Genomic DNA, 13,988 nt, shown 5'->3' with positions numbered 1-13,988 from the left:
ACCATTCGACGGAGGAGAAGATGCGAGACGTGACCCAGCCCAAGGACAAATGGAGCGCCGGCGATGCTTATGAACCATATGTCGGCCGTTGGAGCAGGAAGGTCGCAGCCGAATTCGTGGACTGGCTCGACGCAGCGAAAGGCGCGCACTGGCTCGATGTCGGCTGCGGCACAGGCGCGCTCGTGGAAGCGATCCTCGATCGTGCCGCTCCGGAACAGGTCGTCGGCATAGACCCGTCGGAGGGCTACCTCGATTTCGCCAGAAGCCGCCTCCGCGACGCGCGGGTTGCATTCCGGATTGGCGATGCCCGCGCTCTCCCCATCGACGACGGGACGTGTGGTCTCGCCGTCGCCGGCCTTGTCCTCAATTTTGTCCGCGAGCCGGCCCGCGCACTCGCCGAGATGCGCCGCGCAGTCCACCCTGGTGGAATCGTAGCGGTCTATGTCTGGGATTATGCCGGGGAAATGCAGCTCATGCGCCGCTTCTGGGAGGCCGCCGCAGCGATCGATCCGGTCGCGCGGGAGCTGGACGAGGGGCGCCGGTTTCCGATTTGCAAGCCCGAGCCGCTGCGCGCATTGTTCACTGAGGCCGGCCTCCGTGACGTCCGAGACCGCGCAATTGATGTGCCGACCGTTTTCCACGATTTCGACGACTACTGGTCGCCATTCCTCGGCGGCCAGGGACCGGCGCCGGGCTACTGCGTATCGCTCCCGGAGACCAAGCGCGAGGCCCTCAGGGAAAAGCTAAGTGCCGAGCTGCCAGCAGCGCCTGACGGCAGCATTGCCCTCACGGCGCGTGCATTTGCCGTTCGCGGTGTCAGGCCATCATGAGTTGGGGAGCGGTGTGGTAGCTGCACCAATCAGTGACCGCGTTCAACGTCTTGTCTGGTTGATCGGCTAGCAGCTTTCGGTCTGAGCCGAAATTCAAAGCTGAGACACCACCGGCGCTTGACGCTAGCCTCGTCGTGCCGCAAGAAGCGGCCGGTCAATTGGTGCGGAGGCTATTCCCTTGTTCACCGACGTGCTGTTTGAAGTCGCCGACGGCGTCGGCAAGGCCACCTTGAACCGGCCACAGCAGATGAATGCGCTGACGCTCGACATGATCCGCGCGCTCGACGACAAGCTGGTCGAGTGGGCGGCGGACAAGTCCATTCGCGCGGTCATGATCTATGGCGCGGGCGACAAGGCGTTTTGCGCCGGCGGCGATATCCGTGCGCTCTATGACGCGAAGCAGAACGGCAATGCCAAGCTGTTGTCGGAGTTCTTCTGGCACGAATACCGGCTGGACTACCGGATCGCGACCTACCCCAAGGATCTGATCACGGTCATGGACGGCCTCACCATGGGCGGTGGGGCCGGCATCGGGCTCAACGCGCCGGTCAGGGTGGCAAGCGAGCGCGTAGTCTTCTCGCTGCCCGAGTGCACCATCGGCCTCTATCCGGACATCGGCGCCGCGCATTTCCTGCAGCGTTGCCCGGGCGAGATCGGCATGTTCCTGGCCCTGACCGGCCTACGCCTGCGCACGGCGGGGCTCTATTACTGCAACCTCGTCACCCACACGATCCCGGCGGACCGGCTGCCCAGCCTGATGCCGGAGACCCTCTCGGTCCAGAATGTCGCGACCCGTGCCGCCGATATCGCGAAGCTGCAGCCGGCGATCGACATCTGCTTCGGGCTGAATTCGATCGACGCCATCCTCACGGCTCTGGCCAACCGCAACGACCCAGGCTCCCAGGACGCCCTGAACCTGCTGCGCCGCGGCTCGCCCACCAGCCTCAAGGTGACGTTCGAACACGTGCGGCGGATGCGGAGCAAAAGCCTAGCAGACGTGCTCAAGGAGAACTGGCGCATCAGCCAGCACATGATGGCGGGCACCGAGTTCTTCGAGGGCGTGCGAGCTGTCCTCATCGAACGCGACAACGCGCCGAAGTGGAACCCGGCGACGCCGTCCGAGGTTTCGGAAGTGGTTGTTAACCGGTACTTTGAGAGACTGTCCGGTCAGCCGGATCTTGATCTGAAGCTTAGGTGATCCGGCTCCTGCGGGAAGGAGGCATATTCATGCCCAGCATCGGCTTTATCGGCGTCGGTCACATGGGCGCTCCCATGGCGCGGAACCTGCTCAAGGCCGGCCATCCGGTGACGATCTTCGACCCCGATGTCGAAAACGCCCAGGCGATGGTGAACGCAGGGGCAAAGCAGGCGGCGAGCCTGGTGGAGCTGGCGTCGGCCAGCGATGTGGTCATCAGCATGCTGCCGTCAGGCCGCGAACTGCGCGTCGCCTATCTCGACAATGACGGCGTGGTGGCGCACGCCAAAGCCGGGGCTCTGCTGATCGACTGCTCCACGACCGACGTCGACAGCGCTCGCGCGGTTGGCGATGCCGCCAAGAAGCGCAGCTTGCCATTTCTCGATTCGCCGGTTTCCGGCGGCGTGGCCGGGGCGGAGGCGGGGACGCTGACCTTCATGACGGGTGGCGAGGATGGGGCAGTCCAAGCGGCGCGCCCCATCCTGATGGCCATGGGCAAGAACGTGGTCCATACCGGCTCCAACGGCTCCGGTCAGGCCGCGAAGATCTGCAACAACCTCATCCTCGGCATCAGCATGATTGGCGTGTGCGAGGCGTTCGTGCTGGCCGAACAGCTCGGCCTGTCGCCGGAGAAGCTGTTCGCCGTCTCCTCGACCTCGTCCGGCCAATGCTGGTCGTTGACGTCCTATTGCCCGGTGCCCGGGCCGGTTCCCGCCGCGCCTTCGAACCGCGACTACCAGCCGGGCTTCGCCGCCAAGATGATGCTGAAGGATCTGCGGCTCGCTACGGACGCGGCGGAGAAGCACAACAAGGCGATCGAACTGGGCGGCCTGGCTAAGCAACTCTATGAGCGCTTTGTCCAGGACGGGTCCGGCGATCTCGATTTTTCCGCAATAATTCAGGCGATCCGGCAGCGTTGAATTGCCAGGAGATTGAATTCCTGGGCATTTTTCATCTTTTCAATAACTCGCCATTTACCATTCTTTTACAGCGAATGCCTAGCTTTGCACGTGGGCGTTCACTCGGGACGCTAGAAATCTGCCGGTGACCTGCGAAGGGGAACCCACGTGAAAAAAGCCTATTTGGAAACCATCGCGCTGATCGAGCGCCTGCACCGCGAGTGCCTTGAAGTCATCAAGGCAGATCTCGATCGGCAGGGCATCCGCGACCTCAACAACGTGCAGGCGATGATCCTGTTCAACATCGGCGAGGATGTGCTCTCGGTCGGTGAACTGACCAATCGCGGCTACTACCTGGGCTCCAACGTCTCTTACAACGTGAAGAAGATGGTGGAGAACGGCTATCTCGTCCAGGAGCGTTCGCCGCATGACCGTCGCGCCGTGCACGTGAAGCTGTCCACCAAGGCGCAGTCTGTGTGCCAGAAGATGCACGAGATGTACGATCGGCACGTGCGCGGCATGACGGAAGTCGCGACCCAGGGCGACCTCGAGACCGCGAATGGCACCCTCCGGCGGCTGGAGCGTTTCTGGGGCACCTCGATGAGCTACGCTGGCCGCTGACCACGCAAGGTGCGGGCCATCAAGGGCCCGCACCCGTCCTCTCTTCTCCATCTTCCTAAAGCATCGCAACCGAGAACAAGGCGATGCGCCGCTCGACGATGCGCGTCACTTTGCGAAGGTGGTCCTGACCACAGCTTGGGCGGCGCGCTCACGTGCTCCATCCAGTCATCCCGGCCAAGCGCAGCGCGAGCCGGGATCCATTTCGACGGTCACTGCGGCGGATGAGTGGATCCCGGCTCACGCCGCTTCGCGGCTGTCCGGGATGACGATAGCAATATTGTGCTCCTCACATAAACGCCTGGATCCCCGTCTGCGCCCGGCCGAGGATCAGCGCGTGGATGTCGTGCGTGCCTTCGTACGTGTTGACCGCTTCCAGATTCATCACGTGGCGGATGACGTGGAACTCGTCGGCGACTCCGTTGCCGCCGTGCATGTCGCGGGCCTGGCGGGCGATGTCCAGGGCCTTGCCGCAGGAATTGCGCTTGAGCATGGAGATCGCTTCGGGCGTGGCGCGGCCTTCGTCCTTGAGGCGGCCCAAGCGCAGGCAGGCGTGCAGGCCCAGCGTGATCTCGGTTTGCATGTCGGCGAGCTTCTTCTGGATCAGCTGGTTGGCCGCAAGCGGGCGGCCGAACTGCTTGCGGTCGAGCGTGTATTGCCGCGCGGCGTGCCAGCAGAATTCGGCCGCGCCGAGCGCGCCCCAGGAGATGCCGTAGCGCGCATTGTTGAGGCAACCGAACGGGCCTTTGAGACCGCTCACATTCGGCAGCAGATTCTCTTCCGGCACGAACACGTCATCCATCACAATCTCGCCGGTGAGGGAGGCGCGGAGCGAGAACTTGCCTTCGATCTTGGGTGTGGAGAGGCCCTTCATGCCACGCTCCAGGATGAAGCCGCGGATCACGTCGTCCTCAGTCTTCGCCCACACGACCGCGATGTCTGCGATCGGCGCGTTTGTGATCCACATCTTGGCACCGTTCAGCACGTAGCCGCCGGAGGACTTTTTTGCGCGGGTCTTCATGCCGCCGGGATCGGAGCCGTAGTCGGGCTCCGTCAGGCCGAAGCAGCCGACGATCTCTCCGGTCGCGAGGCGGGGCAGGTATTTCTGGCGCTGCTCCTCCGTGCCGTAGGCGTGGATCGGATGCATGACCAGGCTCGATTGCACAGACATTGCAGAGCGATACCCGGAATCGACGCGCTCCACTTCGCGTGCGATCAGGCCATAGGACACGTAGTTGGTCCCGGCGCAGCCATAGCCGTCGATCGTCGAGCCGAGCAGGCCGAGTTCGCCCAACTCGGTCATGATCTCGCGGTGGAAGATCTCGTGCCGGTTCGCTTCCAGCACGCGCGGCATCAGCTTGTCCTGCGCATAGTCGCGCGCGGTGTCTCGCACCATGCGCTCTTCCTCGGTCAACTGGTCCTCGAGCAGGAGCGGGTCTTCCCACTGAAACTCGGCTTTATGTTTGGCCTTGGCGTCCATGAACGTGCTCCTGACCGGAATATGGTATCGATGCGGCGCGGCGTATAGCATGTGCTCCGGGGACGAGGCAGAGGCCGAATATCATAGCCCTATGTCCGAGGCGGATAACTACATCATCGAGTTCACCAAGGTCGGCGCCAGCATCAAGGTGACGGCGATCGATCCCAAAACCATGACGGAAGTCTCGATCGTCGGAGCGGCCCAATATTCGCAGGAATTCCTCACGCGACAGGCGGTCAAGAAGCTGGAATACGTGTTGTCGAAACGGGCCGGCAAAGGCGGATAAGCGGCGCTGGCACAACCAGTCTTTTGGATTGTATACAATATATTTTTTGGCTTGTGGCCGGTAATCTCTTGGGTTACGGTCCGCGCCGCATTACGAATCGACGGCTGCGGCTGGTACTTGGACGCGAGATCCGGGACAGGCCAACAGGGGGCTTTGGCATTTCCATTTTGCGTTCATGGAACTTCGTCACGTGGCCGAAATTGGTCGGCGCGTCGGCGCATGACGTCATGAACGGGATATGCACCCGGCGCGCGGACGGGCTTCGCACGGCGGTGATGGGGGACTGATGGAGTATTTCACCCAACAACTGATCAACGGCCTGACGCTCGGCTCGATCTACGGGTTGATCGCGATCGGCTACACGATGGTCTACGGCATCATCGGCATGATCAACTTCGCCCACGGCGATGTCTACATGATCGGCGCTTTCCAGGCGATGATCGTGTTCCTGATCTGCGGCGCGCTGGGACTCACCTGGGTGCCGCTGCAGCTTGCTCTGATGCTGATCATGGCGGTCATCTTCACCGCCGCCTATGGCTGGAGCGTCGAACGATTAGCCTACCGGCCATTGCGCGGGTCACCTCGCCTGGCGCCGCTGATCTCGGCCATCGGCATGTCGATCGTCCTCTCCAACTACGTGCAGCTCGCGCAGGGTCCGCGGCCCAAGCCGATCCCGCCCGTGATCCGCGGCGGCTTCCAGATCATGGAGAGCGACGCCGGTTTCGTGGTGCAGCTCGGCTATCTGCAGATCGTGATCATCCTGCTGACGGTCGCGCTGATGGCGATCTTTGCCTACCTGATCGCGAAGACGCCGCTCGGTCGAGCACAGCGCGCCTGCGAGCAGGACATGAAGATGGCATCGCTCCTGGGCGTGAATGTCGACCGGACCATTTCGCTGACCTTCGTCATGGGCGCGGCGCTGGCGGCGGTGGCCGGCATGATGGTGACGCTCTATTGGGGGGTGAACGAATTCGCGATGGGATTCGTCGCCGGCATCAAGGCCTTCACTGCCGCGGTGCTGGGCGGCATCGGTTCGCTGCCGGGCGCGATGCTGGGCGGCATCCTGATCGGCCTGATCGAAGCCATGTGGTCGGCCTATTTCTCGACCGAATACAAGGACGTGGCGGCGTTCGGGATCCTTGTGCTGGTGCTGATCTTCCGGCCCACCGGGTTGCTGGGCCGGCCGGAAGTCGAGAAGGTGTAGGCGATGGCGACGTTGACTATGACCGGCGCTAAGCCGGTGCCAAGCACCATGCAGATCGCGATCAAGGAGGCGTTCCTCACCGCCTTCCTGGTGTTCATGCTCTCCTTCCTGATGATCGGGTTCGAGACCCAGGCGCAGCAGGGGCAGCCGCTGTCCTACGTCACGCGCTTCGCTGCGATCGTCTGGGGCATCATTCTGGTGCCGCTTGGCCGCATCCTGATCGTGTTCAATCGCCACGGCCGCCCCATGCCGGCCTTGATTGGCGGCGGGTTCGCTTTCCTGTACCTGTTCGGCGGTGCCGTCATCGCCATCCTGTTCGATGTGCTGGTGATCCCGTTCAATGATTATTTCGGTGAAGCGGCGGGCGCCGCAGGCATCCCACTCCCGTTTGCCGATCCGATCGTGGATGCGATCTTCGGGCTGGGCGCGCTCTACATCGTCATCCTCGGCATCCAGACGATGCGGCATACCGCCCACGGGGAGTTGACTCTCGCGCAGCGCGAAGCAAAGGAGGCGCGCACCGCGCTGCGGGCGAAGCAGATTTCAATGGTGCTCGGTCCGGCGTTGCTGGTGACCGCTCTGGTGCTTCCCTTCACGCCCTGGTCGGATCGCGTGCTGGTCGAGACCATGACCCTGATCCTGACTTACGTGATGCTGGGCTGGGGCCTCAACATCGTGGTTGGCTTGGCCGGGCTGCTCGATCTGGGTTACGTGGCGTTTTACGCGGTTGGAGCCTACTCCTACGCCAAGCTGGCGACGGAGTTCGGCCTGGACTTCTGGGCGAGCCTGCCGTTGGCGGGGGCGTTCGCGGCATTCTTCGGCGTCGTGCTCGGCTTTCCGGTGCTCCGGCTCCGGGGTGACTATCTCGCCATCGTGACCCTCGGCTTCGGCGAGATGATCCGCATCACGCTGATCAACTGGCAGGCCTTCACCGGCGGCCCGAACGGCATCACGGGCATTCCGCGCATGACGTTCTTCGGCGTGCCGTTCGACCGCACGCCCGAGGAGGGCACGCAGGCCTTTCACACCCTCTTCGGCCTTGAATACAGCACGATGCACCGCATCCTGTTCCTCTATTACGTCATTCTGGGGCTCGCGCTCATCACCAATTTCTTCACCATCCGATTGCGCAAGCTGCCGATCGGACGGGCGTGGGAAGCACTGCGCGAGGATGAGACGGCGTGCCGTGCGCTCGGCATCAATCCGACCAACACCAAGCTGACGGCGTTTGCGCTCGGCGCCATGATGGCCGGCTTCGCAGGCTCCTTCTTCGCGGTTCGCCAAGCCTTCATCAGCCCGGAAAGCTTCGTCTTCCTCGAGTCCGCCGTGATCCTTGCCATCGTCGTTCTTGGTGGCATGGGCAGCCAGGTCGGGGTGGCGCTCGCGGCCGTATTGCTGATCGGCTTGCCGGAGGTGATGCGCGAGCTTTCGCTCTATCGCATGCTCGCCTTCGGCGCGGTCATGGTGCTGATCATGCTGTGGCGGCCGCGCGGCCTGCTTGCACACCGCGAGCCGACTATTCTCCTGCGCCGCGGCGGCGGCAAGGCGAAGCCGCGAAAAGCGGGAGCGACAGCATGAGCTTCACCGCCGCGGCAATGGCTGAGCCGGACGATACCAGCCTGCTAAAGGTCACGCACCTCACCATGCGGTTCGGCGGACTGCTGGCGATCGACGATGTGAGCTTCGTTGCGCGCCAACGCGAGATCACCGGCATCATCGGCCCGAACGGGGCCGGCAAGACCACCTTGTTCAACTGCATCACCGGCTTCTACAAGCCGACGATCGGACGGCTCGAGTTGTTCCGAGACGGCAAGGTGGCCTATCTGCTGGAGCAGATGGAGGGCTACGCGATCGGCCAGAAGGCACGCGTGGCGCGCACGTTCCAGAACATCCGGCTGTTCGCCGGCATGTCGGTGCTCGAGAACCTGATGGTGGCGCAGCACAACAAGCTGATGCTGGCCTCCGGCTACACAGTGTTCGGCATGCTCGGCTTGCCGGTCTACCGCAAAGCGGAGCGCGCAGCACAGGAGAAGGCGGTGCATTGGCTGGAGCGCTGCGGCCTCATCGACCATGCCGATCTCTCGGCCGGCAACCTACCTTACGGCGCGCAGCGGCGGCTGGAGATCGCGCGCGCCATGTGTACCGATCCGGTACTTTTGTGCCTGGACGAGCCGGCGGCGGGCCTCAATCCGCGCGAGTCGGCAGAGCTCAACCAGCTCCTCCTCTCCATTCGTGACGAAACCGGCATCGGCGTGCTGCTGATCGAGCATGATATGAGCGTGGTGATGGGAATCTCCGATCACATCATCGTGCTCGACTACGGCAAGAAGATCTCCGATGGCACGCCGGCCGAAGTGCAGAGGGATCCGGCGGTCATCCGCGCCTATCTGGGCGAGGAGGAGAAGGAATGACCGCGATGCTGAGGATCTCGGGCGTTCGCACCTTCTACGGCCATATCGAGGCACTGAAGGGCGTCGATGTCGAGGTCGCGGAGGGCGAGATCGTCACCATCATTGGCGCCAACGGCGCCGGCAAGTCGACGTTGCTCATGACCATCTGCGGTTCCCCGCAAGCGCGCGATGGCTCAGTTGTGTTCGAGGGCCAGGAGATCACGCGTCAGCCCACCTTCGAGATCATGCGCAAGGGCATTGCCCAAGCCCCGGAGGGGCGTCGCATATTCCCGCGCATGTCGGTGATCGAGAACCTGAAGATGGGCGCCATCACCAGCGATCCCAAATATTTCGACGAGGACGTCGAAAAGGTGTTCGCCATATTCCCGCGCCTCAAAGAACGGCAGGCACAGCGGGGCGGCACGCTTTCCGGCGGCGAACAGCAGATGCTGGCGATCGCCCGCGCGCTGATGAGCCGGCCGCGGCTGTTGCTCTTGGATGAACCGTCGCTCGGCCTCGCGCCGCTGATCGTCAAGCAGATCTTCCAGGTGATCCGGGAAATCAACGAACAGCAGAAGGTGACGGTGCTGCTGGTCGAGCAGAACGCGAACCATGCACTGAAGCTGGCGGACCGCGGCTACGTGATGGTGAATGGCAGGATCACGCTCAGCGGCGGCGGCGCGGAATTGCTTGCCAATCCTGAGGTGCGCGCTGCGTATCTCGAGGGCGGGCATCATTGATGAGGTACGGAGGAACGCTAAGGGAGGACCGGCATGGTCGCTGAAATCAATTGGTGGGAGTTCCTCGGCATCACGGTCATCCTGTTCGGTGGTTGCGCTTTCATGATGGGGCAGGCGATCGCCGACACGTGGCGCCCGGCTTGGCAGAACGTCCCCTACAGCTTCCTGCTGGGGGCCGGCAATCACTTCATCGATTGTGCCCTGTTCAGCAGCAGCTGGGGCAACTGGGTGCATTACCTCACGAATGTCGTCGTGCTCATGGCCATCGCGCTGTTCGCGCATCGGGTCACCTTGGCGCGCAAGGTCGTCGCGCAGTACCCATGGATCTACGAACGTGCCGGTCTGTTGAGCTGGCGGGAGAAGGCATCGGCTTAGGCCTATACCAACGGGCCGAGGGGACGTCCGCCTATTTCACGCTAATTTGCGCGCAATAGCGGATTGACCGGGCAGCGCAGGCGGAGGAAGATTGCGCCAAGCCCGAATGTTGGGAGCACCAACCGGGTGACAAACAACGTTAGAGAGGGAGACATGTTCAAGAAGTTGCTTTCGACGACTGCGCTCGTCGCGGCGGTCGCCGCCGGCTCTTTTGCCATGCCGACGGTTGCCAGCGCCGACATCACGATCGCGGTCGCTGGCCCGATGACGGGTGGCCTGGCCGCCTTTGGCGAACAGCTGCGTCGCGGCGCGGAGATGGTGGTTGCCGACATCAATGCTGCCGGCGGCGTCAACGGCGAAATGCTGAAGCTGGAGATCGGCGACGACCAGTGCGACCCGAAGCAGGCCGTGCAGGTGGCGAACGAACTGGTGCAAAAGGGTGCGGTCTTCGTGGCCGGCCACTTCTGCTCCGGCTCATCGATCCCGGCATCAGAGGTCTACATGGAGGAGGGCATCCTTCAGATCACTCCAGCCTCCACCAACCCGAAGTTCACGGACGATCCGGCGGCTAAGGGCGTCCAGACGATCTTCCGTACCTGCGGTCGCGATGACGCGCAGGGCTCGTTTGCCGGTCCGTGGCTTGCGAAGACCTATGCCGGCAAGAAGGTCGCCATTCTCGATGACAAGACGGCCTACGGCCAGGGTTTGGCGAACGAAACACAGAAGAACATGGAAGCGGCTGGCCTGAAGACGGCCGTCCGCGACACCTATACCGCGAAGGAGAAGGACTTCTCCGCGCTGCTCAGCAAGCTCAAGAGCGCTGCCGTCGATGTCGTCTACATCGGTGGTTATCACGACGACGTCGGATTGATGGTGCGCCAGGCGCGTGAGCAGGGCTTCAACGCCGACTTCATCTCGGCTGACGCTCTGAACACGGCCGAGTTCTGGTCCATCTCCGGTCCGGCTGGCGAAGGCGTGCGCTACAGCGATGCGGCTTCCGCGGTCAATCTCGACAGCGCGAAGGCGGTGGTCGAGAAGTTCCGCGCTCAGAACTACGAGCCGGAAGGCTACACCCTCAACTCCTACGCCGCGATCGAGGCGTGGGCGAAGGCGGCCAACATCGCCAAGTCGACCGACAGCGAGAAGGTGGCCGAGGCTCTCCACGGCAACACGATCCCGACCGTGATCGGCGAGTTGAAGTGGGATGAGAAGGGCGACCTGACCAAGGTCAACTACGCCTGGTACGTCTGGCACGACGGCAAGGCGGTCCAAGAGCCGATCAACTAAGCTTTTCAGAGCTCAGTTCTTGGGGCCCGGGCGGCGACGCCCGGGCCTTTTTCTTGTGTGCCGAGCATGAACGATGGCTTGGAGGCGCAAATCCTCATCCAGCCTGATGCGGTGAAGAAACCATTGAGGTGCGGTCGCTGGATGAATCTCGCAGCATACCAGCACGAACGGGTGCTAAACTGTCGAGACGAGGCACCAGATTCTGGCAGGCGCTGACGCCGGCACTGCCTCCTGCCACGGCGACCGCGCCAGTGAAGGGACGCCATGGCTTTCCGGATCCTTTGTGGAATCGACGGGCAAGAGCCCTCAATCAAAGGCACTCGAGCAGCGTTCGACCTGGCAGTTCAATCGGGTGCTGAGCTGAGCATCTGCATGGTCAACCCCATCGTGCCAGGTCGGGCGGTCATCACTCGATGGCCGCAGGAGCACATAAATCGCGTTCTAGATGAAGCAGTCTGCCATGCAAAATGGGCTGGGGTGCTCAAGGTCAAGAGCGAGACTTGGAATGCCATAGACGTAGCGGAGAGTATCATCAGCTACGCCGACGCACACAATGTCGATCTTATCGTGGCAGGAGTCAGCGACAGATCATCGATGATAAGAGCACTACGCGGCTCGGTCGCGAGAGAACTCATCGCAAGAGCGAATTGCCCAGTGCTGATGGTTCGCCGCTTGCGCGAGGATGCGGCTCCAATTCGTCCACAACAGGACGAGGAAGTGCAACTGTTGCGGGCTGTCAACCTGCATCCAAGGGATGAACGGCCTCGACGGCAGTTTCTCTTTTGCAAAGATCTGTCATAGTCGCTGACGCTTTGGCAGCATGCTTCGAGAGCAGATGGAGACATGACGCATACCCCGCTCATCGCAATGCTGGTTGCCGGCTTGGGACTCGCCTTCATTCTGGGCACCTTGGCGAACCGCCTGCGTCTGTCGCCTCTTGTGGGCTATCTTGTGGCCGGCGTCATCATCGGACCCTTCACGCCCGGCTTTGTGGCAGACCAGGGTTTGGCACGCCAGCTGGCAGAGGTTGGCGTGATCCTGCTGATGTTCGGCATAGGGCTGCATTTCTCTCTCGAAGAACTCCTTTCGGTCAGAAGAATCGCGATTCCCGGTGCGCTTGTCCAAATCGCCGTCGTAACCGCGCTCGGGCTGGCGTTCTCACAACTCGTCGATTGGTCAATCGAGGCCGGATTGATCTTCGGCCTGGCGCTTTCGGTCGCGAGCACTGTCGTTGTCTTGAGGACGCTGCAGGACAAGCACCAGCTGCAATCCGACACGGGGCGCATTGCTGTCGGTTGGCTCATCGTCCAGGACATTGCGATGATCCTCGCGCTCGTTCTGCTGCCCACCATTTCAAGCCTGGTTGAAGGAAACATAGATCAGTCTGCTGCCGTTTCCGCTGGCGCGTTCGCCTTCCTAGAGCCCCAGACGCTTACTGAAGCGCTTGGCCTTACGGCGTTCAAGCTTGCCGCATTCGTTGCCTTGATGATCCTTGTCGGCAGGCGTGTCATTCCATGGGTCCTGCATTATGTTGCCCATACGGGATCTCGTGAGCTGTTTCGGCTCGCAGTTCTCGCCATGGCGCTTGGGGTTGCCTTTGGAGCCGCCGAACTCTTCGGCGTCTCGTTCGCCCTGGGCGCGTTCTTCGCAGGCATGATCTTGTCGGAATCCCAGCTGAGCCAAAGCGCTGCTCAAGAGACGCTGCCGCTGCGGGATGCGTTTGCCGTTCTGTTCTTTGTGTCAGTCGGAATGCTGTTCGACCCGATGGTTCTGATCAGCCAGCCGATCCTTGTTGCAATTACCTTGATGATCATTGTCGGAGGCAACGCGGCGGTCGTGTTTGCTATCGCGCGAATCTATGGTCACGAGCCCCCGAAGGCCTTGTTGCTTGCGGTGAGCTTGTCACAGATCGGCGAATTCTCGTTCATCGTTGCAGGACTCGGCATAAACCTCGGGTTGTTGCCTGAGGCCGGACGGGACCTCATCCTCGCCGGCGCGATGTTGTCCATTTTGCTGAATCCTCTCCTGTTTGCCGCAATGCGCCGGCTTTCTCCCCGGCTCGCGAGAGGTGATCAAGCTGGCGGCGAGCAGATGGCAAGCCAGGAGGAAGCGCCGGAGCTACCAACTGCTACCCTAACCGATCACGCCGTACTGGTCGGACACGGACGGGTCGGGACTTTGGTGGCGCAAACCTTGAGCCAGATGAATTTGCCCTATCTGGTGATTGAAGAGCGCCAGGCGATCATCGACGAACTGCGTGAACGAGGCATCGAAGTGATCCAGGGAAACGCTGCGCAGGAGGAGATGCTTGCGGCCGCCAATGTTTCAGCGGCGCGGATCCTTATCAGCGCAATTCCTAACCCGTTCGAGAGCGGGAATCTGATCGAACGTGCTCGCGCGGCCAATCCAGATCTGGATATCATCGCGCGTGCTCATTCCGATGCCGAAGTGGATTATCTCAGGAAGCTGGGCGCGAACCGCATCATCATGGGCGAGCGCGAAATCGCGCGTGGCATTTCGGATCACATACTGAGAGGAGGCTCTGCGAGCCACAGATCCACGTCAGATCAAAGCGCCCATGAAGCAACCGGCTCACCAATGGAGGTGCGATAGTCTGCCCAAGCGTGCAGGTGCGAGGCTGGGCGGCTTCTGCGGGCCCTTTTTCGGGCCCTTGTTTTTGCATG

14 protein-coding genes are annotated in these 13,988 nt (G+C 62.2%); 13 read left to right on the top strand and 1 reads right to left on the bottom strand.

Annotated elements, in window-relative coordinates:
- Positions 1–20: 20 nt before the first annotated feature.
- The 4 genes from DTX69_RS20425 (at position 21) to DTX69_RS20410 (ending at position 3,545) form a co-directional block, all read left to right on the top strand.
- Positions 21–830 (top strand): class I SAM-dependent methyltransferase, encoded by an 810-nt coding sequence (locus tag DTX69_RS20425; protein WP_119303395.1) that lies wholly within the window; start codon positions 21–23, stop codon positions 828–830.
- Between the two features lie 178 nt (positions 831–1,008).
- Entirely contained in the window at positions 1,009–2,028 is a 1,020-nt protein-coding gene (locus DTX69_RS20420; RefSeq protein ID WP_162917393.1) for an enoyl-CoA hydratase/isomerase family protein, read from the top strand.
- Positions 2,029–2,057: 29 nt separating this feature from the next.
- Complete coding sequence (mmsB, locus tag DTX69_RS20415) at positions 2,058–2,945, top strand: 3-hydroxyisobutyrate dehydrogenase (protein WP_119303393.1); 888 nt, start codon at positions 2,058–2,060, stop codon at positions 2,943–2,945.
- 147 nt (positions 2,946–3,092) lie between these two features.
- Entirely contained in the window at positions 3,093–3,545 is a 453-nt protein-coding gene (locus DTX69_RS20410) for a MarR family winged helix-turn-helix transcriptional regulator (protein WP_119303392.1), read from the top strand.
- A 286-nt stretch (positions 3,546–3,831) separates the two neighbouring features.
- Here DTX69_RS20410 and DTX69_RS20405 read toward each other — a convergent pair whose 3' ends face one another.
- Positions 3,832–5,022 carry an acyl-CoA dehydrogenase gene (locus DTX69_RS20405; protein WP_119303436.1) on the bottom strand — a complete coding sequence of 397 codons (1,191 nt, stop codon included), beginning with the start codon at positions 5,020–5,022 and terminating at the stop codon, positions 3,832–3,834.
- Positions 5,023–5,113: 91 nt separating this feature from the next.
- Here DTX69_RS20405 and DTX69_RS20400 point away from each other — a divergent pair, with 91 nt between their 5' ends.
- The 9 genes from DTX69_RS20400 to ybaL all read left to right on the top strand — a co-directional run bounded on the left by DTX69_RS20400 (position 5,114) and on the right by ybaL (position 13,917).
- Positions 5,114–5,308, top strand: a complete 195-nt coding sequence (locus DTX69_RS20400; RefSeq protein WP_119303391.1) for a DUF6898 family protein — start codon at positions 5,114–5,116, stop codon at positions 5,306–5,308.
- Between the two features lie 286 nt (positions 5,309–5,594).
- Positions 5,595–6,512, top strand: coding sequence for an ABC transporter permease subunit (locus DTX69_RS20395; protein WP_119303390.1), 918 nt, complete (start codon positions 5,595–5,597; stop codon positions 6,510–6,512).
- Positions 6,513–6,515: 3 nt separating this feature from the next.
- The gene (livM, locus tag DTX69_RS20390) at positions 6,516–8,090 is read left to right on the top strand and encodes a high-affinity branched-chain amino acid ABC transporter permease LivM (protein WP_119303389.1); all 1,575 of its coding nucleotides are present in this window, start codon (positions 6,516–6,518) and stop codon (positions 8,088–8,090) included.
- The gene (locus DTX69_RS20385) at positions 8,087–8,923 is read left to right on the top strand and encodes an ABC transporter ATP-binding protein (protein WP_284735950.1); all 837 of its coding nucleotides are present in this window, start codon (positions 8,087–8,089) and stop codon (positions 8,921–8,923) included. The genes livM and DTX69_RS20385 overlap by 4 nt, the downstream gene beginning before the upstream one ends.
- Before the next feature lie 5 nt (positions 8,924–8,928).
- Positions 8,929–9,642, top strand: coding sequence for an ABC transporter ATP-binding protein (locus DTX69_RS20380; RefSeq protein WP_284735957.1), 714 nt, complete (start codon positions 8,929–8,931; stop codon positions 9,640–9,642).
- 33 nt (positions 9,643–9,675) lie between these two features.
- Positions 9,676–10,017 carry a DUF6867 family protein gene (locus DTX69_RS20375; RefSeq protein WP_119303387.1) on the top strand — a complete coding sequence of 114 codons (342 nt, stop codon included), beginning with the start codon at positions 9,676–9,678 and terminating at the stop codon, positions 10,015–10,017.
- Between the two features lie 153 nt (positions 10,018–10,170).
- Positions 10,171–11,304, top strand: a complete 1,134-nt coding sequence (locus DTX69_RS20370; protein ID WP_119303386.1) for a branched-chain amino acid ABC transporter substrate-binding protein — start codon at positions 10,171–10,173, stop codon at positions 11,302–11,304.
- A 264-nt stretch (positions 11,305–11,568) separates the two neighbouring features.
- A complete protein-coding gene (locus tag DTX69_RS20365) occupies positions 11,569–12,105 on the top strand; it encodes a universal stress protein (RefSeq protein ID WP_119303385.1) in 537 nt (178 codons plus the stop codon).
- A gap of 42 nt (positions 12,106–12,147) precedes the next feature.
- Positions 12,148–13,917, top strand: a complete 1,770-nt coding sequence (gene ybaL, locus DTX69_RS20360; protein ID WP_119303384.1) for a YbaL family putative K(+) efflux transporter — start codon at positions 12,148–12,150, stop codon at positions 13,915–13,917.
- Positions 13,918–13,988: the final 71 nt, after the last annotated feature.

Source organism: Dongia deserti (assembly GCF_003574735.1).
Taxonomy (GTDB): domain Bacteria; phylum Pseudomonadota; class Alphaproteobacteria; order Dongiales; family Dongiaceae; genus Dongia_A; species Dongia_A deserti.
Note: the sequence above shows the minus strand (reverse complement) of the source record. Positions and strands in the feature narration are given on the sequence as shown.